18 protein-coding genes are annotated in these 25,444 nt (G+C 65.4%); 11 read left to right on the forward strand and 7 right to left on the reverse strand.

The features are described from left to right. Positions 1-73: 73 nt before the first annotated feature. Positions 74-4,252, reverse strand: a complete 4,179-nt coding sequence (gene rpoB / locus IP83_RS12600) for a DNA-directed RNA polymerase subunit beta (protein WP_054122579.1) — start codon at positions 4,250-4,252, stop codon at positions 74-76. 604 nt (positions 4,253-4,856) lie between these two features. Between rpoB and rplJ the strand changes: the two genes are divergently transcribed. The 10 genes from rplJ (at position 4,857) to IP83_RS12650 (ending at position 16,479) form a co-directional block, all read left to right on the forward strand. Continuing rightward, entirely contained in the window at positions 4,857-5,372 is a 516-nt protein-coding gene (rplJ, locus tag IP83_RS12605) for a 50S ribosomal protein L10 (RefSeq protein ID WP_054122580.1), read from the forward strand. Between the two features lie 85 nt (positions 5,373-5,457). After that, positions 5,458-5,835: a 50S ribosomal protein L7/L12 gene (gene rplL, locus IP83_RS12610; protein ID WP_054122581.1), complete on the forward strand. Its 378-nt coding sequence runs from the start codon at positions 5,458-5,460 to the stop codon at positions 5,833-5,835. 157 nt (positions 5,836-5,992) lie between these two features. Continuing rightward, a complete protein-coding gene (locus IP83_RS12615) occupies positions 5,993-6,433 on the forward strand; it encodes a hypothetical protein (RefSeq protein ID WP_054122582.1) in 441 nt (146 codons plus the stop codon). A gap of 75 nt (positions 6,434-6,508) precedes the next feature. Further along, positions 6,509-7,885 (forward strand): MATE family efflux transporter, encoded by a 1,377-nt coding sequence (locus IP83_RS12620; RefSeq protein ID WP_054122583.1) that lies wholly within the window; start codon positions 6,509-6,511, stop codon positions 7,883-7,885. Between the two features lie 118 nt (positions 7,886-8,003). Continuing rightward, on the forward strand, positions 8,004-8,291 hold the full coding sequence (groES, locus tag IP83_RS12625) for a co-chaperone GroES (RefSeq protein WP_054122584.1): 288 nt from the start codon (positions 8,004-8,006) through the stop codon (positions 8,289-8,291). A gap of 49 nt (positions 8,292-8,340) precedes the next feature. Then, entirely contained in the window at positions 8,341-9,984 is a 1,644-nt protein-coding gene (groL, locus tag IP83_RS12630; protein ID WP_054122585.1) for a chaperonin GroEL, read from the forward strand. Between the two features lie 238 nt (positions 9,985-10,222). Beyond that, positions 10,223-12,481, forward strand: a complete 2,259-nt coding sequence (locus tag IP83_RS12635) for a sialidase family protein (RefSeq protein WP_156309707.1) — start codon at positions 10,223-10,225, stop codon at positions 12,479-12,481. An 86-nt stretch (positions 12,482-12,567) separates the two neighbouring features. Next, positions 12,568-13,755, forward strand: coding sequence for a serine hydrolase (locus tag IP83_RS12640; protein WP_054122587.1), 1,188 nt, complete (start codon positions 12,568-12,570; stop codon positions 13,753-13,755). 119 nt (positions 13,756-13,874) lie between these two features. Next, positions 13,875-15,551, forward strand: coding sequence for a M28 family peptidase (locus IP83_RS12645; RefSeq protein ID WP_231625034.1), 1,677 nt, complete (start codon positions 13,875-13,877; stop codon positions 15,549-15,551). 139 nt (positions 15,552-15,690) lie between these two features. Further along, a complete protein-coding gene (locus IP83_RS12650; protein WP_197274358.1) occupies positions 15,691-16,479 on the forward strand; it encodes a ferredoxin--NADP reductase in 789 nt (262 codons plus the stop codon). On the opposite strand, the gene IP83_RS12655 is transcribed toward IP83_RS12650, so the two are convergent. The 5 genes from IP83_RS12655 to IP83_RS12675 all read right to left on the reverse strand — a co-directional run bounded on the left by IP83_RS12655 (position 16,476) and on the right by IP83_RS12675 (position 23,328). Next, on the reverse strand, positions 16,476-16,997 hold the full coding sequence (locus IP83_RS12655; protein ID WP_054122589.1) for a GNAT family N-acetyltransferase: 522 nt from the start codon (positions 16,995-16,997) through the stop codon (positions 16,476-16,478). The genes IP83_RS12650 and IP83_RS12655 overlap by 4 nt on opposite strands. Further along, complete coding sequence (locus IP83_RS12660; RefSeq protein WP_369817024.1) at positions 16,994-18,223, reverse strand: DUF445 domain-containing protein; 1,230 nt, start codon at positions 18,221-18,223, stop codon at positions 16,994-16,996. Before IP83_RS12660 ends, IP83_RS12655 begins: the two co-directional genes overlap by 4 nt. Before the next feature lie 66 nt (positions 18,224-18,289). Further along, entirely contained in the window at positions 18,290-21,469 is a 3,180-nt protein-coding gene (locus IP83_RS12665; RefSeq protein ID WP_054122590.1) for an efflux RND transporter permease subunit, read from the reverse strand. A 16-nt stretch (positions 21,470-21,485) separates the two neighbouring features. Further along, positions 21,486-22,694: an efflux RND transporter periplasmic adaptor subunit gene (locus IP83_RS12670; protein ID WP_054122693.1), complete on the reverse strand. Its 1,209-nt coding sequence runs from the start codon at positions 22,692-22,694 to the stop codon at positions 21,486-21,488. Between the two features lie 334 nt (positions 22,695-23,028). Then, positions 23,029-23,328 carry a DUF1153 domain-containing protein gene (locus IP83_RS12675; RefSeq protein WP_054122591.1) on the reverse strand — a complete coding sequence of 100 codons (300 nt, stop codon included), beginning with the start codon at positions 23,326-23,328 and terminating at the stop codon, positions 23,029-23,031. A gap of 567 nt (positions 23,329-23,895) precedes the next feature. Between IP83_RS12675 and mnmA the strand changes: the two genes are divergently transcribed. Beyond that, a complete protein-coding gene (gene mnmA / locus IP83_RS12680) occupies positions 23,896-25,050 on the forward strand; it encodes a tRNA 2-thiouridine(34) synthase MnmA (RefSeq protein ID WP_072383258.1) in 1,155 nt (384 codons plus the stop codon). A 4-nt stretch (positions 25,051-25,054) separates the two neighbouring features. Here mnmA and IP83_RS12685 read toward each other — a convergent pair whose 3' ends face one another. Beyond that, positions 25,055-25,426: a hypothetical protein gene (locus IP83_RS12685; RefSeq protein ID WP_369817025.1), complete on the reverse strand. Its 372-nt coding sequence runs from the start codon at positions 25,424-25,426 to the stop codon at positions 25,055-25,057. Positions 25,427-25,444 lie beyond the last annotated feature (18 nt).

Raw genomic sequence — 25,444 nt, forward strand, 5'->3', positions numbered from 1 at the left:
ATGTTCGGTTGAGGAGGTGCTTGCCCTAACAGGCCCTCCCCCGGCCCCTCCCGCAAGCGGGAGGGGAGAAGGCTTACTCCGCCGCCATCGGCATGCCGTCGTCATCCTCGGGCTCATCGAGCGAGGACAGTTCGACATTGAGGCCGAGGCTTCGCATTTCCTTGACGAGCACGTTGAAGCTCTCAGGGATACCGGCCTCGAAGGTGTCGTCGCCCTTGACGATCGCTTCGTAGACCTTGGTGCGGCCGACGACGTCGTCGGACTTCACCGTGAGCATTTCCTGCAGCGTGTATGCAGCGCCATAGGCCTGCAGCGCCCAGACCTCCATTTCGCCGAAGCGCTGGCCGCCGAACTGCGCCTTGCCGCCCAGCGGCTGCTGGGTGACGAGGCTGTAGGGCCCGATCGAACGCGCGTGGATCTTGTCGTCGACAAGGTGGTGGAGCTTGAGCACGTACTTCATGCCCACCGTGACCTTGCGGTCGAACGCCTCGCCGGTGCGACCGTCATAGAGCGTGACCTGGCCCGATTCATCGAGGCCGGCCAGACGCAGCATGTCGGTCACGTCCTTCTCGACCGCGCCGTCGAACACCGGCGAGCCCATCGGCACGCCTGCGCGGACCGACTGGGCGAAGTCGATGATCTGCTCGTCGGTACGCGCAGCGATCTCGGCGCTGTAGTTGTCGCCGTAGATCTCGGTGAGCAGTTCGCGCACCGCTTCGGGCGGCGAACCGGCTTCGGGGTTCGGGTTGGCTTCGCGCCAGGCATCGAGCGCCGCGCCGATCCGCTTGCCAAGGCCGCGCGCGGCCCAGCCGAGGTGCGTTTCGAAGATCTGCCCGACGTTCATGCGCGACGGCACGCCCAGCGGGTTGAGCACGAAATCGACCGGGGTGCCGTCCTCGAGGAACGGCATGTCTTCCTGCGGCAGGATGCGGCTGATGATGCCCTTGTTGCCGTGACGGCCGGCCATCTTGTCGCCCGGCTGCAGCTTGCGCTTCACCGCGACGAAGACCTTGACCATCTTGAGCACGCCGGGCGCCAGTTCGTCACCGCGCTCGAGCTTTTCCTTGCGGTCCTCGAACTTCTCCTGGATCGCCTTCACCGCGGTGTCGTACTGCGCCTTGACCGCTTCCAGCTGCTGCTGGCGCGCATCGTCGGCAAGCGCGAACTTCCACCACTCGTGGCGCTCGACATCGGCGAGCACCTGCTCGGTGATTTCCTCGCCCTTCTTGACGCCCTTCGGGGCTGCCGCCGAGACCTGGCCCAGGAGCATTTCGCGCAGGCGGTTGAACGTGGCGCGGTTGAGGATCGCGCGCTCGTCCTCGCGGTCCTTGGCGAGGCGTTCGATTTCCTCGTTCTGGATCGCGCGGGTACGGTCGTCGATCTCGATGCCGTGGCGGTTGAACACGCGCACGTCGACGATCGTGCCCGAAACGCCCGGCGGCAGGCGCAGCGAGGTGTCGCGCACGTCGCTCGCCTTTTCGCCGAAGATCGCGCGGAGGAGCTTTTCTTCCGGCGTCATCGGGCTTTCGCCCTTCGGCGTGATCTTGCCGACGAGGATGTCACCCGGGTGCACTTCGGCGCCGATGTAGACGATGCCCGCCTCGTCGAGGTTGCGGAGGGCCTCTTCGCCGACGTTCGGGATGTCGCGGGTGATGTCTTCCGGCCCGAGCTTGGTATCGCGGGCCATGACTTCGAACTCCTCGATGTGGATCGAGGTGAAGACGTCTTCCTTGACGATGCGTTCGCTGATCAGGATCGAGTCTTCGTAGTTGTACCCGTTCCACGGCATGAACGCGACGAGCACGTTGCGGCCAAGCGCGAGTTCGCCGAACTCGGTCGAGGGACCGTCGGCAATGATGGCGCCCTTTTCGATCAGATCGCCCACCTTCACCAGCGGACGCTGGTTGATGCAGGTCGACTGGTTCGAGCGCTCGAACTTCTGCAGGCGGTAGATGTCGACGCCCGACTGGCCGGGTTCGATATCGCCCGAGGCGCGGATCACGATACGGGTCGCGTCGACCTGATCGACCACACCCGCGCGCAGCGCCGAGATCGCGGCGCCCGAATCGCGCGCCACGGTCTCTTCCATGCCGGTGCCCACGAACGGCGCATCGGCCTTGACCAGCGGCACCGCCTGGCGCTGCATGTTCGAGCCCATCAGCGCGCGGTTGGCGTCGTCGTTTTCGAGGAACGGAATGAGCGAGGCGGCGACCGAGACGAGCTGCTTGGGCGAAACGTCCATCAGCGTGATCTGCTCGCGCGGGGCCATCACGAATTCACCGTTCTGCCGCGCCGAGACGAGCTCTTCGGCGAACGAGCCGTCCGCGTTAAGTTCGGCCGAGGCCTGCGCCACGGTGTGCTTCTGCTCTTCCATCGCCGAGAGGTAGATCACCTCGCCGGTGACCTTGCCGTCGATGATCTTGCGGTACGGCGTCTCGATGAAGCCGTACTTGTTGACGCGGGCGAAGGTCGAAAGCGAGTTGATCAGGCCGATGTTCGGGCCTTCCGGCGTCTCGATCGGGCAGATGCGGCCATAGTGCGTCGGGTGCACGTCGCGCACTTCGAAGCCGGCGCGCTCGCGGGTGAGGCCGCCCGGCCCGAGCGCCGAAACGCGGCGCTTGTGGGTGACTTCCGAGAGCGGGTTGGTCTGGTCCATGAACTGCGAGAGCTGCGAGGAACCGAAGAACTCGCGCACCGCGGCCACGGCGGGCTTCGCGTTGATGAGGTCGTTCGGCATCACGGTCGAGACGTCGACCGAGCTCATGCGCTCCTTTACCGCGCGTTCCATGCGCAGCAGGCCGACGCGGTACTGGTTCTCGAGCAGTTCGTCCACTGAACGGACGCGGCGGTTGCCGAGGTTGTCGATATCGTCAACCTCGCCCTTGCCGTCCTTGAGGTTCACCAGTTCCTTGACCACGGCGAGGATATCCTCGGTGCGCAGCGTGGTGATGGTGTCCGGGCAATCGAGGCCGAGACGCATGTTGAGCTTGACGCGGCCCACCGCCGAAAGGTCGTAGCGGTCCGGATCGAAGAACAGGCCGTCGAACAGCGCTTCGGCCGTCTCGCGCGTCGGCGGTTCGCCGGGGCGCATGACGCGGTAGATGTCCGAGAGCGCCTGGTCGCGGTCCTCGGCCTTGTCGGCCTTCATCGTATTGCGGATCCACGGACCCGTGTTCACGTGGTCGATGTCGAGCAGTTCGAGCACGTCGACACCGGCACGGTCGAGCACTTCGAGGTTCTCAGGGGACACTTCGTCGCCCGCCTCGATCCAGATGCGGCCGGTGCTCTCGTCGATGAGGTCCTTGGCGGCATAGCGGCCGAAGATTTCCTCGGTCGGGATCAGCAGGTTGGCAAGACCGTCCTTGGCCGCCTTGTTGGCAGCGCGAGGGGAAATCTTGGTGCCGGCGGGGAACACGACTTCGCCCGAAGCGGCATCGACGATGTCGAACGCCGGCTTCGCGCCGCGCCACTGGTCGAGCACGAAGGGCACCTTCCAGCCGCCCTCGGCACGCGCCCAGCTCACCTTGTCGTAGAAGAAGTCGAGTATCTGCTCGCCGTTGAGGCCGAGCGCATAAAGCAGCGCGGTGACCGGCAGCTTGCGCTTGCGGTCGATGCGGACGTTGACGATGTCCTTGGCGTCGAACTCGAAATCGAGCCACGAACCGCGATAGGGAATGACGCGCGCGGCGAACAGGTACTTGCCCGAGGAGTGCGTCTTGCCGCGGTCATGGTCGAACAGGACGCCCGGCGAACGGTGCATCTGGCTGACGATGACGCGCTCGGTCCCGTTGATGATGAAGGTGCCGTTGTCGGTCATGAGCGGGATGTCGCCCATGTAGACGTCCTGCTCCTTGATATCGATGAGGCTCTTGGTCTCGGTCTCGCTGTCGACCTCGAAGGTCGCCAGCTTGAGCGTGACCTTCATCGGCGCGGCATACGTGATCCCGCGCTGGCGGCACTCGTTGACGTCGTACTTCGGCGCCTCGAGCACATAGCCGTCGCGCTCCTTGATATCGAGACTGGCGGTGCCGGCGAAATCCTGGATCGGGAAGACCGAGCGCAGCGTCTTTTCGAGGCCCGAGACGTAGCCGGTCGTCGGATCGGAGCGCAGGAACTGCTCGTAGCTTTCGCGCTGGACCTCGATCAGGTTCGGCATCTGTACCACTTCGTGGATGTCGCCGAAGATCTTGCGGATGCGCTTCTTCAGACCGGCGCGGGCCGGCTTGGCCGAAGGAGTTGCCTTGGTTGCCATGAAAGGATCAGCCTCTTGTCATTGCGTGCCGGGCAGGACACCCGGCGGAAACCACACGCGGCGTGTGGCGGCTGAACACGAAACGCCAAGCACCACCCATGGATTCCAAGCGGATTCCCGGTGGCAATTGGCATCATCGCGTCAGACGAAACCCGAGCCGCTTCCTTCCTGAGCCTTCCCCCGCGTATGGGACGGCCTTGCTCGAAGTGGCGGGTGGGACGCGGCAGATAGGTGCATAGGGGCGCTCTGTCAATCGAGACGGCCCCGCCTTGCGTCGGTTTCGCCGCCCTTGCTTGACTCTTCGCCCCACTTCCGCCAATGGGCCGCCCGACCCGCGGGGCTTGCCCGGCGGATCATCCGTCCGAGACAGCTGGTGCGGGCTTCCCGCTTAATTTCCAGCCTAGACGGGGAAAAGAGATCTCGGGCGCCACAAACGCCCCGGCCTGATGGTCCGCTCCCGTGCGGAACGCCAGCCAAACGTGCGGTTTTGCCGCACACTCCTTCCCCCCTCAGCGGACTCGCCCGTGGTGCCTTCGGTGCCATGGACAAACGTAGCCGGTTGTCCGGGGTTCGCCTCGGTCGGCCATTTGTGAAGGAGTATGGCATGGATCGTTCGCAGAAAGCCGAATCGGTCGCCTTCCTGACCGAGGTGTTCAACGAGGCCGGCGCGGTGGTCATCACCCGCAACCTCGGCATGACGGTGGCCCAGTCCACCGCCCTGCGCATCAAGGTCCGCGAGGCGGGCGCTTCGTTCAAGGTTGCGAAGAACAGTCTGGCCAAGATTGCCGCCAAGGGCACCGCGTACGAGGGCATGACTGACCTCTTCACCGGTCCCACCGGCATTGCCGCCTCGGCGGATCCGGTTGCGGCCGCCAAGGTCGTCGTCGAATTCGCCAAGACCAACGACAAGCTCGAAATCGTTGGCGGTGCAATGGGCAGCGTCGTTCTCAACGCCGATGGTATCAAGGCGCTCGCCACGATGCCCTCGCTCGACGAGATGCGCGCCAAGCTCATCGGCCTCATTCAGGCTCCGGCGACCAAGATCGCCCAGCTCTCGACCGCTCCGGCGGCCAAGCTGGCCCGCGTCTTCGCTGCCTACGCCGAGAAGGACGCCGCGTAAGCGCGACTGCAATTCCCGACTGGTTTTCCAATCATTCGCCCATGCATTTCCGCCTCTGGGCAAACTTATTCAGGAGTGAAACATCATGGCTGATATCGCCAACCTCGTTGCCGAACTTTCGAAGCTCACCGTTCTCGAAGCCGCTGACCTCGCCAAGGCCCTCGAAGAAGCATGGGGCGTCAGCGCCGCTGCTGCCGTTGCCGTTGCTGCGCCCGCTGGCGGCGGCGAAGCTGCTGCTCCGGTCGAAGAGAAGACCGAATTCGACGTCATCCTGACCGGCGACGGCGGCAAGAAGATCCAGGTCATCAAGGAAGTCCGCGCGATCACCGCGCTGGGCCTGACCGAAGCCAAGGCGCTGGTCGAAGCCGCTCCGAAGGCGATCAAGGAAGGTGTCAACAAGGCCGAAGCCGAAGACATCAAGGCCAAGATCGAAGCCGCTGGCGGCACCGTCGAGATCAAGTAATCTCGAATTGCGCTGTGGCAGTGAAAATCTGCCGCAATGCACGAACGGGGCGGGCCGCAAGGTCCGCCCTTTTTCGTTCAGGTGACCGGCGGTTTAGGCTTTCTTGAATGTCCCGGAGGTATCGCGGCTTGAAGGATCGGCTTCGAGGCGGACGTTCATGGCAAAGCGGCAATCGGGCGGCGGATTTTCACTGAGCTGGATCGGGATGCTGATCCCGGTCGGCTACTGCTTCGGCATGGTCTACTACTTCAATTCGGTCGACGCGCAGTACGGGTTTCTCAGCCTGAGCCAGAACCGCGATTTCGTCTCGACCAAGTTCGGCCTGACCGTGGTCGGCCTGCTGTTCTGCGTGCCGTTGCTGTTCAAGCTGGTCCGCTTCATGGCCGGGCAGGCGAGCGCAGCCGCTCCGCGCAAGCCGGGTGCGTCGCGCTGGGATGACGACGAGGCCGCATCCGATCCCGATTTCGATCCCGATGCGATGATTGCCCGCTACATGGCCAATCGCAGCCAGCAACCTGAGCCCGCCGAAGCCAAAACGGCGGAGCCGGAAGCACCGGCACAGCCGGCGAGACCGGCGTTCGGGCGGCGCAAGGTCTGACCATCGACTGGGCCTGACGGACAGTCCGATAGGTCTGCCCTTCCCGTTTCGGCGTTCCCCGCCTATGGCCCCGGCATGTTCGAGAACCCACCCACCCGCTGGCGCGATGAATGGCGCGCGACGCTGCACCTTGCCGCGCCGCTGGTGGGCGCGAACCTGCTGCAGATGGCGGTTTGGGCGGTCGATGTCATTTTTGTCGCGCGGCTTGGCCCCGTCGCGCTCGCGGCCTCGGCGCTCTCGGTCTCGCTGTTCGGTCTCCTCATCTGGAGCCTGACCGGCCTGGTCGGCGCGGCCTCGCCGCTGATCGCTGCCGAGATCGGTGCGCGCAAACATGCCGTGCGCGAAGTGCGCCGCACCGCGCGCATGGCCGGTTGGGCAGGTGTCATCGCCGGTGCAGGAGCGATGGGCATCTGCATCCTGGGGGGCCCGATCATGCGGCTCACCGGGCAGAGCGAAGATGTCATCGCGCTCGCCGTGCCATTCCTCAGCGTGCTGATGTGGGCGATGATCCCTGCCGTGCTTTCGGCGCTCTTGCGCACGGTCGTCTCGACCCTCGGCCGCCCGATGATCGGCACCGCGATCAACGGACTGGCGGTGGGCGTCAACGCGCTGGGCAACTACACGTTCGTGTTCGGCCACTTCGGCATGCCCGCGCTCGGCCTCACCGGCTCGGCCATATCGAGCATCGTGACCGGGCTGTTCATGCTCGCGTCCTATATCGTGGTGATCCGCAGAGACCGGCGGCTGCGGCGCTACCGCTTCGGGGGACGCTGGTGGCGGCCCGACTGGGCGCGCTTTGTCGACGTGCTGCGCATCGGCATCCCCATCACCGCGACGATCATTGCCGAAGCAGGCATGTTCAACGGTGCGGCGTTCCTGATGGGCCGCATCGGCGAAGTGGAGCTTGCCGCGCACACCGTCGCGCTGCAGTTCGCCGCGTTCACCTTCCAGGTGCCATTCGGCATCGCGCAGGCGGCGACGATCCGCGTCGGCCTTGCCTATGGCGCGCGCGACAAAACCGCGATCACTCGTGCGGGGCAGGTCGCGCTTGTCCTCGGCATCGGCTTCATGGCCGCGATGGCGACGCTGATGCTGGTGTTCCCCAACCTGATCCTTGCCGCCTACATCGACCCGGCAGATCCCGCCAACGCACGGCTCGTCCAGCTGGCGACGCAGTACATGGTGGTCGCTGCGGCGTTCCAGATCTTCGACGGCGCGCAGGCTGTCGGTGCAGCGCTGCTACGGGGCCTGCAGGACACGCGCGTGCCGATGGGTATAGCCCTGTTCGGCTACTGGATCCCGGGCATCGGCACCGCGCTGTGGCTGGGCCTGATGACGCCGCTGCAGGGCCTGGGTGTGTGGATCGGGCTTGCCGTCGGACTCGTCGTGGTCGCCGCGCTGCTCCTCTCGCGCTGGTACCGCCGTGCCCGGCTGGGACTCCTCCCCGCCTAAAGAATCTTGCGTGGGGAGGTTGACGCCCCTTCGCCCCCCACCCATATCCGCGGCGCTGGCACTCTCCTCCCGAGAGTGCCAAGTGCCATTTCAGTATCATGGAACAAGGGAGATACCCATGACCTTCCGTCCGCTGCACGACCGCGTGCTCGTGCGCCGTGTCGAAGCCGAGGAAAAGACCGCCGGCGGCATCATCATCCCCGACAGCGCCAAGGAAAAGCCCGCCGAGGGCGAAATCGTGGCGATCGGTTCGGGCGCCCGTGCCGAGAACGGCACCGTCACCCCGCTCGACGTCAAGGTCGGTGACCGCGTCCTGTTCGGCAAGTGGTCGGGCACCGAAGTCAAGGTCGGCGGCGAAGACCTGCTGATCATGAAGGAAGCCGACATCCTCGGCGTGATCGGCTGATTTCAGCCAGCCTTCTTCCCCACCTTCTTCTTATTCAAAGGAAACCATCATGGCTGCCAAGGACGTAAAGTTCGGCCGCGACGCCCGCGAACGCATTCTGCGCGGCGTCGACATCCTCGCTGACGCCGTCAAGGTCACGCTGGGCCCCAAGGGCCGCAACGTCGTGATCGACAAGAGCTTCGGCGCGCCCCGCATCACCAAGGACGGTGTTTCGGTCGCCAAGGAAATCGAGCTCAAGGACAAGTTCGAGAACATGGGCGCGCAGATGCTGCGCGAGGTGGCCTCGAAGACCAACGACCTCGCAGGTGACGGCACCACCACCGCGACCGTGCTCGCCCAGGCGATCGTGCGCGAAGGCATGACCGCGGTTGCCGCGGGCATGAATCCGATGGACCTCAAGCGCGGCATCGACCTCGCCGTCTCGAAGGTCGTCGAAGACCTCAAGGGCCGTTCGACCCCGGTCGCAGGGTCTGCTGAAATCGCGCAGGTCGGCATCATCTCGGCCAACGGCGATGTCGAAGTCGGCCAGAAGATCGCCGAAGCGATGGACAAGGTCGGCAAGGAAGGCGTGATCACCGTCGAGGAAGCCAAGGGCCTCGAGTTCGAACTCGATGTCGTCGAAGGCATGCAGTTCGACCGCGGCTACCTCTCGCCGTACTTCATCACCAACCCGGACAAGATGACCGTCGAGCTCGACAGCCCCTACATCCTCATCCACGAGAAGAAGCTCTCGTCGCTCCAGGCGATGCTGCCGGTGCTCGAGGCCGTGGTGCAGACGGGCCGTCCGCTCCTCATCATCGCCGAGGACATCGAGGGTGAGGCGCTCGCCACGCTCGTCGTCAACAAGCTGCGCGGCGGCCTCAAGGTTGCTGCGGTCAAGGCTCCGGGCTTCGGTGATCGCCGCAAGGCCATGCTGGGCGACATCGCCACGCTGACCGCCGGCGAAATGATCTCCGAAGACCTCGGCATCAAGCTCGAGAGCGTCACGCTCCCGATGCTCGGCCAGGCCAAGAAGGTCACCATCGACAAGGACAACACCACGATCGTCGACGGCGCCGGTTCGGCCGACGAGATCAAGGCCCGCGTCGAGCAGATCCGCGCCCAGATCGAAGTCACCACCAGCGACTACGACCGCGAGAAGCTGCAGGAGCGCCTTGCCAAGCTTGCTGGCGGCGTGGCCGTGATCAAGGTCGGCGGCGCTTCGGAAGTCGAAGTCAAGGAGCGCAAGGACCGCGTTGACGACGCGCTTCACGCCACCCGCGCTGCGGTCGAGGAAGGCATCGTCCCCGGCGGCGGTACCGCTCTGCTCTACGCGACCAAGGTCCTCACCGGCCTCAAGGGCGCCAACGACGACCAGACCAAGGGCATCGACATCGTCCGCAAGGCGATCATGGCTCCGGTTCGCCAGATCGCCGCGAACGCCGGCCACGACGGCGCGGTCGTTTCGGGCAACCTGCTGCGCGAAGGCGACGAGACCCAGGGCTTCAACGCCGCGACCGACACCTACGAGAACCTGAAGGCCGCCGGCGTCATCGACCCGACCAAGGTCGTGCGCACCGCGCTGCAGGACGCTGCCTCGGTCGCCGGCCTGCTGATCACGACGGAAGCCGCGATCATCGAGAAGCCGGAAGACAAGCCCGCGATGCCTCCGATGGGTGGCGGCATGGGCGGCATGGGCGGCATGGACTTCTAAGTCCGCGCCCTCAGGCAGTTACGGAAGAAAACGGGGCCGGAGGGGAAACCTTCCGGCCCTTTTTCTATGCCGATGGTTCATGTTCAAGTATCTAACGGTAGAAATAGATCCAGATTACGCCTAATATCAGTTTAACAAGTCTCAGCAGACTTGTCTTAAGCACGCAGTAATAGCTTGATCCATGACAACGTCTGATCGTCCCGGCGCGGGTACGGGGACCTGTCGATGGAGAAAATTCATGCGATATGCGGGCTTTGGGCTCATGGCGGCGGCGGTCGCCTTGTGCGCTTCCGGGTATGCGGCACCTGCCGCCGCCCAAACTGTGCAGACATCTCCGGCGAATGCGGTGTGGAAGCCGCTCGCTATCGGCGGCGGCGGCTACATCGTCGGGATCAACCTTCACCCCAACGGCATCGACCGCATCGTCCGCACCGACACCTACGGTGCCTATATCTGGCGCGGCAATGCCTGGGCGCAGCTTGTCACGACGGCATCGATGCCGGTGGAGGACCGCCATGTCACCGGGGTCGGCGCGGTCGATGCGGTGTTCGCACCGAGCGACGCCAACCGCGTCTACCTGTTCTTCAACGACCGGCTCTACCGCAGCGATGACAAGGGCGTGAGCTTCACGCGGCTGGCCGGGTTCGGCACAGCCGCAAGCAACGCCAACGACAGCTACCGGGACATCAGCTACAAGGTCGCGGTCGACCCGGTGAACCCGGACGTCGTCTATGTCGGGACACGCGACGACGGCCTGCGCCGCTCGGTCGATGGCGGCGCGACATGGACCACCATCGCCGCTGTTCCTGTGGGCTTCCACGCCAGAAACGCCGAAGGCAAGGTGACCGATGCAGGCGCGGGCATTTCCATCCTGTTCGATGAGAGGAGCGGGGCGAGCGCCGGCCTTACGCGGATCATCTACGCCGGCTCCTGGAAGAACGGTATCTGGCAATCGCGAGATGGCGGCGCCAGCTGGCAGCAGATCGCAAACGGCAACGCCTCGCCCAGCTACCTCGCGCGCGGCGATGTCGACCTTGGGGGACGGCTGCTCGTGACCGACGAGGAAAGCGGCAAAGTCTGGCGCCGTGAAGGCTCGGGCTGGCGCGATCTCGGCGCGACGGTCAATGCCCGGGCCGTGACGGTGGACCCCACCTCGGCGAACCGCATCTATGCTTTCAGCGGCGGGGGCGAGGCAGCCCGCAGCCTTGATGGCGGCGCCAGCTGGACCAAGCTCGCCTATCCCAATGCCCTGGCGGCACCGCGCGACGTGCCGTGGATCGCCTGGACGGACAATGCGTTCTTCACCACGTCAGATGTGCGTTTCGACCCCCTCAGGAAAGGTCGGCTATGGGTCGGGCAGGGTTTCGGGGTGTGGAAAGCGGACGTTGCGGACACCGACACCGGAATCAGATGGCTCGCGGAAAGCCGCGGCATCGAACAGCTGGTGGTGAATGATATCGTCGCCCCGCCCGGAGGCGCACCGGTGGTCGCGGCGTGGGATCAAGGCCTGTTCTACAAGGACAAACCCGACGTGTTCGCAGCACGGCGCGGGCCAACCCGTCGCTTCAATTCGGCGTGGGACGTCGATGCCAGTGCCTATCGCACCGGATTTCTCGCCGCAGCGGTCTCGGACCACCGGTTCTGTTGCGGCGGGGACGGGCTCAACATCCAGTCAGGCTATTCGCTCAACGGTGGCCGTTCGTGGGTGCGCTTTCCCACCCAGCCGACGCCGCCGGGGTCGAACCCCGCTGACGATTATCGCTTCGCCTTCGGCAGCATAGCGGTTTCAGCAAACACGAGCCGAATTGTATGGATGCCGGCGGGCGATGGCGTTCCCGCCACAACCGGAGACTTCGGCAAGACCTGGACTTTTGCCAGTTTCCCGCCACCCGATCCGGGCGAATCGGCAGGTTGGAATGGGGGCTTCTTTCTCAACCGCAAGATCCTTGCTGCCGACCGGGTCGTGAGCAACCGCTTCTATGTCGTCAACACCTCCTTCAACACCACGACCTACGCCCCGGGCAAAAACGCCGGCGTGTGGCGATCCAACGATGGTGGCCGAACGTGGGAGCAGGTCTTCAAGGGCAAGCTTACAGACTGGGCTATCTGGAACGCGAAACTGGTCGCCATGCCGGGCCGGACCGGCAATCTGTTCTTCACGCCCGGCAAGCTGGACGGCGATCCGGATATTCCGCTGATGCGCTCCGAGGACGGCGGGCGGACCTGGCTGCCGGTCGCATCCGTCAGCAAGGTCCATGCGATCGGGTTTGGCGCGCCGCGCAACGCCGACGGGCCTGCGGCGATCTACGTCGCGGGGAGCGTCAACGATCAGTATGGCATCTGGCGCTCGGCCGACAATGGCGCGACATGGCAGGGTATGGGCTATCCGAACCAGAGCCTTGACACCGTCTCGACCATCGATGGCGACAAGCGGACCTTCGGGGTTGTCTATGTCGGCTTCACCGGGTCGGGTGCCGCCTATGGGACGATGCCCTGACGCCGCAGCCTAAGCGCCAAGCCCATGGACAGATGCCTCCGGATCGGTAGTTTCCCCCTGAAACCAAAGCACACAAGGGGGAAGGGATGCAGAAGTGGACATGGGCTCTCGGCGCGGTGGCACTCGCCGGGCTTGGCGGCCTTGGCTGGTACGCCAGCCTCGATGCGGAGACGAGGGGACTGCTCGCGGCCATGCCGACCAACCGCGATGTGCTGATGTGGACGATCCCGCAGCGCGATGCGGCGTTCCGGGCGATGGACCGGCTGCCGGTGCTGGCGGAGGCGCGCGAGATCGCGCCTTCGGATCATCCGCTGCCGCTGTCGCCCGGCAAGCCGCTGAATGTGCCCGGGATCGACGCCTATATGGCGAGCCAGCGCGCGGCGGGGTTGGTGATCGTGCAGGACGGCAAGGTCCGGCTGGAGCGCTACGGGCTCGGCTTCGATGCCAAGGGGCGGTGGACGAGCTTCTCGGTGGCGAAGTCGTTCACTTCCACGCTGGTCGGTGCAGCGATCAAGGATGGCTATATCAAGAGCCTTGATGACAAGGTCAGCCAGTACATCCCGGACCTCAAGGGCTCGGCCTATGACGACGTCAGCGTGGCGCAGCTGCTCACGATGAGTTCCGGGGTGCGCTGGAACGAGGATTACGAGGATCCCAAGGCCGACGTCGCGATGTTCAACAATGCAGAACCCGAAAAGGGAATGGACGCGACGGTGAGCTATATGCGCAAGCTCCCCCGCGCGCATCCGCCGGGCACGGTGTGGCACTACAACACGGGCGAGACCAACCTGATCGGCGTGCTGGTCTCGTCGGCCACGAAGAAGCCGCTGGCGCAGTACCTCGAGGAGAAGATCTGGAAGCCGGCAGGCATGGAAGCCAAGGCGACATGGCTGCTCGGCAAGACCGGGCACGAGATCGCCGGGTGTTGCCTGCAGGCCGCGACGCGCGACTTTGCGCGGATGGGACTGTTCGTGCTCGCCAACGGGAATGCGGGCGGGCAGCAGATCGTGCCGACGGACTGGTTTGCGGCCGCGATCCACAAGCAGAAGGACATCGGCGAGCCGGGCAAGGGCTATGGCTACCAGTGGTGGACCTATGACGACGGCTCGGTCGCGGCCCAGGGCATCTTCGGGCAGGGCATTTTCATCGATCCCAAGCGGCGGCTGGTGATCGCCAGCAATGCCGACTGGACCCGCGCCACCAAAGGCCCCGAAGGTGATGCGCGCGAGGCGTTCTACCAGAAGGTGCAGGCGCTGATCGACGCGGGGAACTGACTCCCACGCTGTCCTGTGTCCATTGTGCAAGCCTGCGGGGGATTCAGCGCGAGTCCCCCAAGGGCCAATGGACAATGCCGCATTGCGGAACCTAAGCCCCCGGCCTTGCCTGGGGGAGGATGGCGATGCGCAAGGCGGTCTGGGGTGTGGCCCTTGGAATGGTGGCGTTGTCTGCCGCGGCCCATGCCGAGGGCGTGAAGCCGACGCCCGTTCCGACCTTGCAGAAGCCCGGCTTCGATCAGATCCGCGAAGCAGACCTGCGCGCCGACCTGACCTTCCTCGCCTCCGACGCCTTGCTTGGCCGCATGTCGCTCCAGCCAGGTGATGACGCCGCCGTGCAGTGGATCGCCGCCGAGTTCGCCAAGGCCGGTCTCCAGCCCGGCGCCACCGACGCGAAAGGCGCGCCGAGCTGGTACCAGATCGTGCCGCTGGTCGAGTATCGCCCGAACCCGGCCGCGAACGGCCTGACGCTGCGGATCGGCGCCGCCGAGCAGAGCTGGAAGGCGCCCGACGTGCTCGGCGGCTATCGCGACGACGTGGACCTGACGGCCCCGCTCGTCTTCGCGGGGTACGGCATTACCGCGCCCGGCGTCGGTTATGACGACTACAAGGGCCTCGATGTGCGCGGGAAAGTCGTTCTCGTGTTCGAGCACGAGCCGCAGGAGAACGACCCCGCCTCGCGCTTCAACGGGACCGGCAACACGCGCCATGCCACCAACCGCGTGAAGGCGCTCAACGCACAGGCGCACGGGGCGCTGGCGGTGCTGGTGGTGGCCGAGCCGAACCGCAAGCATCCCTCCAACCTCGAGCGCGTCAACCGCATCGGCGGCAGCGCCAGGCGCGTGCCCCCGCTGCCGGGCCAGGCGCTGCCCGATGATGAACTCCGCATTCCGGTGCTGACCGTTTCCGATGCCGTCGGCGCCGCGCTGCTCGCAAAGGCGGGCATGACCCCGCAGGCGCTGCAGAGCGCGATCGACACCGGCCTCGCGCCGCAATCGCGCGCGCTGGCCGAAACCTCCGTGGCGCTCCACCTCGAGAATACCTCACGCACGCGCGGCGTGTCGGCCAATGTCGTCGGCCTGCTGCCGGGTTCGGACCCGGCGCTGGCGCCCGAAACGGTGATCATCAGCGCGCACCACGATCACGATGGAAGCACCACAGGCAATGGGGGACCGGAGATCTGGCACGGCGCGGACGACAACGGTTCGGGCACGGTGGGCGTCGTGGCGCTGGCGCGGGCCTTCATGGCCAATCCGGTGAAACCGAAGCGCTCGATCCTGTTCACGGTGTTCGCGGCGGAAGAGCGCGGGCTGCTTGGCAGCTACTACATGGCGATGCACCCGCTGCGCCCGCTCGCGACGACTCGCGCGATGATCAATTTCGACATGATCGGGCGCAACGAGGAAGCAAGCGACCAGACCACGGGTCTTATCGAGATCCCGAAGGACACGACCAACCGGCTCAACCTGATCGGCGCGACCTACAGCCCCGATTTCAATCGAGCTGTGCAGGCAGCCAACCGCAGCATCGGGCTCGATCTCGACGACCGCTTCGACCACGAGAACGCGCTGAACGTGTTCTTCCGCAGCGACCAGTTTCCCTTCGTTCTGAAGGACGTGCCGGCGATGTGGTTCAACACCGGCTTCCATCCCGATTACCACCACACCACCGATACCGCAGACCGGATCAACTACCCCAAGATGACGAAGATCGTGAAGCTGGCCTATCTCTCCGCCTGGCGCTTTGCCAGCGAGGCCGCGCCTCCGGCTTTCGTGCCCGATCCGGCGGGCCACTGACACCCACGCCGCCTCGCGCCTGCCCCTTCGGGTCATGTGTGAGATCGATTTGACACTCTTTCTGTAAAGACGGATTGTCACCCATCCGGCAGCGCCGCTGCCCACCACGGAGGGCCGCCGCATGCCCGACCAGTTTCCCATGGAACCCACTGCCAGCCTTTCGGTCGAGACGGTCGTCTCGGTGCGCCACTGGAACGAGTTCCTGTTCTCGTTCACGATCACCCGCCCGCCGAGCTTCCGCTTCCGCTCGGGCGAGTTCGTGATGATCGGCCTCATGGGGGACAACGGTCGCCCGCTGCTGCGCGCCTATTCGATGGCTTCGCCCGCCTATGACGAAGTGCTGGAGTTCCTCTCGATCAAGGTGCCGGACGGCCCGCTGACGTCACGGCTGCAGAAGATCAAGGAAGGCGACCAGATCTTCCTTGGCCGCAAGCCGACCGGCACGCTGGTGGCCGATGCGCTGCTGCCGGGACGCCGCTTGTTTCTGCTCGGCACCGGTACGGGCCTCGCGCCGTGGATGTCGCTGATCCGCGATCCCGATATCTACGACCGGTTCGAACAGATCGCGGTGGTCCATTCGGTGCGCGGCGTATCGGACCTTGCCTACCGCGACATGCTGGAAGCGCGGCTGGCGGATGATCCGCTGGTGGGCGAATACGCGGCGGAACGGCTGACCTATATCCCGACCGTGACGCGCGAACCCTTCCACACCAACAAGCGCATCGAGGGGCTGATGCTGGATGGTACGCTGTTCCAGGGCTCGCTCGGCGATCCGAAGAACTTCGATCCCGTACACGACCGCGTGATGCTCTGCGGATCGATGACCATGATCAAGGAAGTCGCCGCGATGCTCGAGGGTTTCGGGTTTACCGAGGGCGCGAACTCGCACCCCGGTGAGTATGTGATCGAGCGCGCCTTCGTCGGTTAGGGCAAGCGTTCCAGCAAGATGAGTTGCGCGCCGTGGTCCGCTTCTGCGCCATAGCGCACGAAGCCGAGCTTGTCCGCGACGGCAAGCGACGGCAGGTTGGTATCGTTGATCATGCAGGCGACGCGCCGTCCCGGGAAGGCGGCGTCGAACCACCCCAGCGCGGCGCGGGCGGCTTCGGTCGCGATGCCTTGGCCCCAAGTCTTGCGCGCGAAGATCCAGCCGATCTCCGGTGTGTCATCAAGACCCTGACCGAAGCCGCGCCATGAGTGGAATACGCCGCAAATGCCCAGCACGTCATCGGTGCCCTGCGCGCGGCAAACGAACGTACCGTAGCCGTATAGCGCCCATGACCCGGCATTGCGGCAGAGCCGGTTGAATTCCTCGACAGGATCGGTCGGGCGGTTGCCGAGGTGGCGGCGAACCTCGTCATCCGCCAGCAGATCGACCAGCGCGGCATGATCGCGCGCCGCCGGGCGCCAGAGGTCGAGGCGCTGCGTCGAGAGTTCGGGGCCGTTCATAGCGCGACGTCTACCGCGTGGATCGCCACGCCGACAAGTCCGCCGACCAAGGTGCCGTTGATGCGGATGAACTGGAGGTCACGCCCGACCGCGCCTTCGATGCGGTCCGTCACCGTGCGGGCATCCCAACGGCGTACCGTTTCGGAGACGAGCCGGACGATCTCACCGCCATGGCGCGTGGCAACGCCGACCAGCGTGCGGCGGGCGAAGCGGTTCACCAGCAGTTGCAGCCGAGCATCGTGCTGGAGCGCACGGCCGAGCTCCGCCAGCGATGCGCCGATCCGGTCACTGCCGCCCCCGCTGCCGCCGGAGCGCACGGCTCCCAGCAACTGGGCCCGGCCCCGTTCCCACAGGCCATCGAGCCACGCAGCAAACGCGGGGTTTGCCATGACGTCGCGCTTCATCGCCTCCACCCGCGCGTGCATCGCCGGATCGTTGACGAGCGCCTCGGCAAGCGATTCGAGGCTTTCCTCGATCTTGAGGCGAAGAGGATGGTCCTCGATCACCACCGTCTCGGCGAGCAGCTTGTAGAGCCCGTCGAGGATGCCGTTGGCGAGCCGCCCGTCGAGGCCCGTCCAGCGCACGATGGTGTTCGCCTTGTCGTGGATGATACGCCGCACGAGGTCCTCGTTGGCCTCGAGTGCCTCGGCCGAGCGACGGATCAGCGCCTCGATCAGCGGCATGTGGCGGCCTTCGGCGATCATCGCCCTGAGCAGGTTGCCGAGGAGGGGCGCAAGTGCCAGCCGTTCGATCCGGCTGCGCAGGGCTGCCTTGGCCATGCCGCCGAGCTTTTCCTGATCGAGCGATTCGAGCACATCGGCAATGAGGCTGGCGGCCCCTGCGCCGAGGCGGCTCTCGCCGGGGCGCGGATTGGCGAGGTACTGGCCTGCAGCATTCGCTGCGTTCAGGCCGCGCAGGCGGCGGGCGACGACCGGTGGCGTGAGGAAATTCGCCTTGAGAAAAGCCGCCATCGAATCGGCAATGCGGTCCTTGTTATCGGGAATGATCGCGGTGTGGGGGATCGGCAGACCGAGCGGGTGGCGGAACAGCGCGGTCACCGCGAACCAATCGGCCAGCCCACCGACCATCGCCGCTTCCGCGAAAGCCCGCAGGAAACCCCAGCCGGCGTGCTGCGTCTCAAGCTGACGGGCCGCAAGAAACAAGGCGGCCATGAGCAGCAACAGGGCCGTGGCAAACAGCCGCATGCGGCGCGCCGGGTCAGCCATCGGTCGCTCCTGACGGCATCGGCAGGTCTGCCACTCGGCGGGCGGAAGATCCCCTTGGCGTCGCGATCACTCCGCCGGGAAGGCTTCACCCGCCGCATGGGCATGCTGCTCGCGCGCCGCCTCGCGCGGATCGTAGGACAGCACGCGCCGCCCGATCCACGGACCGACCCGCTTTTCCAGGCCGTCTGCGAGGCTGAAGCCCGCAGGAACCAGCAGCAGCGTCAGCAACGTCGAAAGCGCGAGACCGCCGATCACGACAATACCCATCGGCGCGCGCCAGCCGGCATCGCCGCCGAGCGAGACAGCCGTCGGCACCATACCCGCGATCATCGCGACGGTGGTCATCACGATCGGCTGCGCACGCTTGTGCCCGGCTTCGATAATCGCGTCGAGCTTGGGCGTGCCCTTGGCCATTTCCTCGATCGCGAAGTCGATCAGCAGGATCGAGTTCTTGGCGACGATGCCGAACAGCATCAGGACACCGATGAACACGGGAAGCGACAGTGCCTGGCCTGTAGCAAGCAGCAGCAGCAGACCGCCGAGCGGCGCGAGGAACAGCGAGCCCATGTTGACGAGCGGCGAGATAAAGCGGCGGTAGAGCAGCACGAGCACCGAGAAAACGAGCAACACACCCGCTGCCAGCGCGACCATGAAATTGAACAGCATTTCCTGCTGCCAGCGGTCTTCGCCGGCAGGCGCGTTGGAAACGCCCTGCGGCAGGTTCTTCATGATCGGCAGCGCCTTGATCGCTGCATCGGCGGTGCCCTTGACCACACCCGGCGGCAGGTCGGCGCCAATGAACACGCGGCGGTTCTGGTTGTAACGCTGGATGCTCGTCGGGCCGGAGCCGAAGCCGATGGTGGCGACGCGCGAAAGCGGGACCGAGCCGCCCGAGACGGTGGGGACCGGCAGGTTCTCGAGCGTCGACAGATCGCGGCGCGACGCGACGGGCAGCTTCACCCGGATCGGCACCTGACGGTCCGACAACGAGAACTTGGCACTGTTCTGATCGATTTCGCCCTGCGTGGCGATGCGGATGACCTGGCTCAGCTGCTGGGTCGTCACGCCCAGCGATGCCGCGAGATCGAGATGCGGGGTGATCACGATCTCAGGCCGGCGCAGGTCCGCACTGATGCGCGGCGCGACGACTTCCTTGAGCCCGCTCATCTGCTCGACCAGCGTCTGCGCGGTCTTCTGCAGGAGATCGGGATCGGAGCCGGAGAGCATGACGCTGATCGCGCGGCCCGAACCGCCGCCGGGGCCGCCGCCGTTCTGGTTCATGAAACTGACGCGGGCGTCGGCGACTTTCTGCAGGCGTGGGGTCAGGGCGCGCTCGAATTCGATGCTCGAGCGAGCCCGGTCGGTCTTCAGTTCGAGGAAGACGCGGCCGTTGCCTTCGTTGATCCGCTCCAGCGCAACATCGATTTCCGGCTCGTCCTTTACGAGGGCAAGCACCTCATCGACCTTCTTTTCGGTCTGCTCGATCGTGGTTCCAGGCACCATCTCGATCGTGATGCGGCTGAAATCACCATCGGTTTCCGGGAAGAACTGCGAAGGGATGGCCATGAACAGCACCACCGTGAAGGCAAGCGCACCGACAGCAACGCCCATCATCCACAAGCGGTGGTCGCGCAGCCGCGCGCGGAACCAGCGGCGCGGGAAACGCTCGCGGTACGCAGCCACCGGGCGGGTATCGAGCGACCATTCGAGCACGCGCATGTAGCGCTGCATCCACGGCCCGTTGCCGTGTTCGGCCTGCCCGTGCGCTTTGAGAAAATAGGCCGCGATCATCGGCGTGATCATGCGCGCGACGAGCAGCGAGAACAGCACCGCGATGACGACGGTGAGGCCGAAGTTCTTGAAGAACTGGCCGGAAACGCCGGGCATCAATGCCACGGGCAGGAACACCGCGACAATCGAGAAAGTCGTGGCGACAACCGCGAGGCCGATCTCGTCCGCGGCGTCAATGGCCGCCTGATAGGCCGACTTGCCCATGCGCATGTGCCGGACGATGTTCTCGATCTCCACGATCGCATCGTCCACCAGAACGCCGGCCACGAGGCCGAGCGCGAGCAGCGACATCGTGTTGAGCGTGAAACCGATCAGGCTCATCAGCCAGAAGGTCGGGATCGACGAGAGCGGAATGGCGATCGCCGAGACGATCGTCGCCCGCCAGTCGCGCAGGAAGAAGAACACCACGATCACGGCAAGAACCGCGCCTTCGACCATCGCGGACATCGAGGACTTGTACTGTTCCTTGGTGTAGCCGACGCTGGAGAAGAGCTGGATGAAGTGGACGCGGCCGCCCTGCTCCTTCTCGATCTTGGCGAGTTCCTTGACGGTATCGTCGTAGACGCTGACGTCGGATTGACCGCGCGCACGGGCGATGCTGAAGGTGACAACCGGCTTGCCGTCGTGCTTGGCGATCGACGTGATTTCGCTGAAGCTGTCACGCACATCGGCGACGTCGGACAGGCGGACGGTGCGGCCATTCGTAATGCCGATTTGCGTGCGCGAAAGTTCGAACGCGCTCGACGCATTGCCGAGCACGCGCACGGCCTGGCGCGAACCGGCGACTTCAGCGCGGCCGCCTGCTGCGTTGAGATTGACCTGGCGCAGCGCGGCGTTGATCTGCGTCGCCGTGACGCCTTGCGCCTTCATCCGCATCGGATCGAGCGTGACGGCGATCTCTCGGTTCACGCCGCCATTGCGCTCGACTTCCGCCATGCCGGGGACCGAGAGAAGACGCTTGCGCACCGAGTCGTCGATGAACCACGAGAGCTGCTCGATGGTCATGTCGTCGGCGGAGACGGCAAAGTAGGCAATGGCGTCGGACGAGGTCTGCGCCTTGACCACCTGCGGTTCGAGGATGCCTTCGGGCAGATCCCCGCGCACCTGATCGACCGCGTTCTTGACCTCGTTCACCGCTGCATTGATGTCCGTCCCGATGGCGAACTGGACCATCGTCTGGCTGGACCCTTCGGTCGCCGTCGAACTCAGGGTATCGACGCCCGCGATTGTCCGGACTGCGGATTCGATGCGCTGGGTGATCTGGTTTTCGATTTCCGTCGGCGCCGCGCCCGGCTGGGAGATGGTGACAATGACCAGCGGGAATTCGATGTCCGGCTGGTCCTGCACCTTCATGCCCATGAACGCCACAATCCCGGCCAGCGTGAGGCCAAGGAACATGACGATGGGTACGACCGGATTGCGGATCGACCAGGCGGAGATGTTGCGGAAATTCATGTGTGCGGCCCTCGGTTCACGAGCCGGTGGGCGTGGCGGCGCTGGCAGCAACCGGGCGCACGACATCGCCCGGGTTGAGGAAACCGCCGGCGCGCAGGACAACACGTTCGTTGCCGGCAAGGCCTTCCGATATGACGATGCCCTGTGCGGTGACGTCCCCGGTCTTCACCGCGCGGCGGGAGACCTTGTTGTTCTGGTCGACGACATAGACGAACGCACCCTGCTGATCTGAAAGGATCGCCGATTCCGGCAACATCGGCGCAGTGACCGAGCCGCTGCGGATCTGCGCACTGGCAAAGCCGCCCGGACGCAGCGCGCGATCATACCCGAGAGCGATGCGCGCGATGCCTTCACGCGTCTGCGTGTCGATCGTCGGGGAAAGCTGCCAGATCTGGCCGGTAAACGCCTTGGCGGTGCCGACCGGCGTCACATCGGCAGACTGGCCGACCGCCAGCCGCGCGAGATCGTTCTCGGCGAGGCGCGCCTGCATTTCGAGCTGGCCGTCCTTCGCAATCCGGAACAGCACGCCGCTGCCTGGGCTGACGATCTGACCTGGCTCCACGCCGCGAGTGAGCACGAGGCCGGCCGCCGGGGCGACGATATTGAGCCGCGCGGTACTGGCACGGAGCTGTTCGAGCGAGGCAGCGGCAACGCGGACCTGCGCAACCGCCGCATCGCGCGTGGCGGTGAGGCGGTCGACGTCGGCCTTCGAGATGAAGCCGCGCTCGACAAGCTTGAGGGCGCGGTCCAGATTCGACTGCGCGATCCGGGCGTTGGCGCGCTGCACTTCGATGTTGGCGGCTTGCCCTGCGATCTGCTGCGCCTGCACGGCGCGGTCGACCACGGCCAGAACCTGTCCGGCCTGCACCCAGTCACCGGCATCGACGAGCACGCTGACGACGCGACCGCCTTCGCCTGCAGCACCGACCGGCATCTCGCGCCGCGCCGCGATTGTGCCGCTCGCGGTGATCGATCCCGTCACGCTGGAACGGCCCGGGGTGATGACGCTGACCGACTGGGCCTGCGCACTGCGGGCAGCCGCACTATCCGTCGCTGCCGGCGACTTGTGCATGAAGTACCAGCCGAGACCGAGTGCGAGCGCGATCACCGCCGCGACAATCATCAGGCGGCGCTGTCCGCCGCCGCGCGAGCCGAGATCGCCATCGCCGATGGCCGGTTCGATGGCGGGCCGCAGCTCCGATCTGATCGTCGTTTCGTAATTCATGTCGTTCACGTGCCTTAGTCCCGGTCGGGCGCCGAACAGCCGAGAATGGGGGCCGATCCCCACCCTCGTTGAGGTGTGTTATATATCTATATCACTTCCCGCAAGCGCGGGGAGCCTCGCTGTGCCGCACGTCACCCTTGCCTTAGCGGAGCATCCGACGAGTGACAATTGTGGCTCGACGAAGCGCATGAACAAATGATTCCAACGTGGCGCGGTTGCAACCCGAAACAGCAGACTGATCCGGCCTCTTCGTGCAAGCAAAAGCAAATGGCCGTCCCGATTGCCGGGACGGCCATTGCAGATATCTGTACGGCGCCGTGCAGGCGCGCGTCGTTCAGAACTTGAGCTGGCGCTCGTAGAGATCGCGGTAATGCTGGATGCGCGTGACACGCAGGCCCTGCATGCCCGAACGATCGACCGCGCGCTGCCAGGAGGCGAACTCCTCGAGCGTGAGGCCATAACGCTCGCAGACCTCATCGATCGTGAGCAACCCGCCGTTAACGGCCGCGACAACCTCTGCCTTGCGGCGAACGACCCAGCGCGTGGTCGAGGGCGGCGGCAGGCTGTCCAGCGTCAGCGGCTCCCCGAGAGGGCCAATGACTTGCGCGGGCTTGATTTTCTGGTTCTCAATCATGTCAATTCTCGTCTGGTCGACGTTGGGGGGCGACTTCAGGAACGGGCCCCTTAGTGCCTGTCACGTCATTTCCATTCGCTGAAGAGGCTGGGTTAACGAGCCCTTCAGCCTCCATTTCAACGCTCCGCAGCAACACCGCAGCCGATTCATGGAAGCTGGAGCCTTTCCCGCCGTGAGGTCCGGTCGCGCCGCCACCCGAACCTGAGCTGCTGGCCATGACCAATCCTGCCGCCGTGCCCGGAAGCACCCCCCGGGTATCATGCGCCGCCACGAGCCGGGCGCAGAGTTCGCTCCAGCCGAGCGGACGCAACCCGCGGGGCGAATCGCCCGGGACCTGCGGCCATGAATCGGAAAATCTCATCTCCATGGACGCTGCTCTAACCCACGGTCCAATAAAGGAGGGTAAACCCCCCCTTCACCAAGAGTTAGGTTTTGACAGGGCTCGGATCGCCGGACAACGACCTGCTTTTTGACCTGCCGCTTGCCCGCGAATGCGCCTATGGGGCCGAAATGCAAAGCAACTCGGGCACAAATGGAATGGCTGGCGCGGCTGCAGGTGATGCGGGCATGACCGCTGCGCTTGCCCTGAGCGCGCGTGAGGCCGCCGAACTTTTTTCGCTGCCGCAAGGAATGGGCCCACGGCGAATCGTGGTGGCGATGTCGGGCGGTGTCGACAGTTCGGTCGTTGCCGGGCTGGCCGCCGCGAGCGGTGCAGAAGTGATTGGGGTGACCCTGCAGCTCTATGATTACGGCGCAGCGACTGGCCGCAAGGGGGCCTGCTGCGCGGGTGACGATATCCGCGACGCACGCGCCGTGGCCGACCGGCTGGGCATCGCACACTATGTGTTCGATCATGAATCGCGCTTCCGCGAAGAGGTCGTCGAGCGGTTTGCGGACGACTATCTGGCCGGGCGGACGCCGATCCCCTGCATCCGCTGCAACATGGGCCCGAAGTTCACCGATCTTCTGACCATGGCGCGCGACCTCGGCGCGGATTGCCTCGCCACCGGCCATTACGTGCGGCGGATCGCAACGGCAGATGGCCCCCTGCTCCACCGCGCCGTCGATCCTGCGCGCGATCAATCCTACTTTCTTTATGGGACGACCGAGGCGCAGCTGGACTTCCTGCGCTTTCCGCTGGGCGGCCTGCCCAAGCCTGCCGTGCGCGCGATGGCGGCTGCGCTGGGCCTCGGCGTTGCCGCCAAGCCTGACAGCCAGGACATCTGCTTCGTGCCCGACGGCGATTATGCGAGGATCGTGACCAAGGTCAGGCCGGAAGGCGCGGCTCCAGGCGAGATCGTGCATGCCGCGACCGGGGCCGTGCTCGGCACACACCGCGGTGTCATCCACTATACCGTCGGCCAGCGGCGCGGGCTCGAGATCGGCGGACAGGCCGAACCGCTCTACGTCACCGCGCTGGATGCGCCAGGACGCCGGGTGCTTGTCGGGCCCAAGGCGATGCTTGCGGTCGGATCGGCGCGGCTTGCGGAAACCAATCGCATCGGCCCGCTGCCGCAGACCGGGACGCTGACCGCCAAGGTGCGTTCGCTGGCAAAGCCCGTGCCGGTGGCAATCGAAGGCGCCATCGGTGCAGGTGCCGCTTGCACGATCCGCTTCCTGCAGCCGGAATTCGGCGTCGCGCCAGGGCAGGCGGCAGTCATCTATGACGGCGACCGGGTGATCGGCGGCGGCTGGATCGAGGAAACGGCGCCCTGGGCTTGAGACGTCAGTTGCCCCAAGGCTCCAATACGCAACCCCAGCCCTCACGATACGTTGCCGTCTGCCGCGCGATGAGCGGGAAGCGGGCTGTCACGCTGCGCGCTGCGGTATCTTCGGAGAGGGTGATGAGGTCCATCCCCGGCTCGAAATCCTTGCGGCAATCGCCAAGCTGGCGGCCGCCGACAAAGCGGCACGAGCAGGCAACGCGCGCGCCATAGGCAGTCCCGGTGAGCGCATAGCCATGCAGCTGCGGCCAGATGAACGCACCCGCCCCAAAGAGCAAGGCGATCAGGACAAGCCCCCAGCGCAGGACGCGTGGGCGCGGCTGCGTGGAGGAAGTGACCGGTTCGGGGGATGCTGCTGGTTTGGCCATTGCCATGCGGGGTCGATCTGGAGA

Source organism: Novosphingobium sp. AAP93, from assembly GCF_001296055.1.
Taxonomy (GTDB): domain Bacteria; phylum Pseudomonadota; class Alphaproteobacteria; order Sphingomonadales; family Sphingomonadaceae; genus Novosphingobium.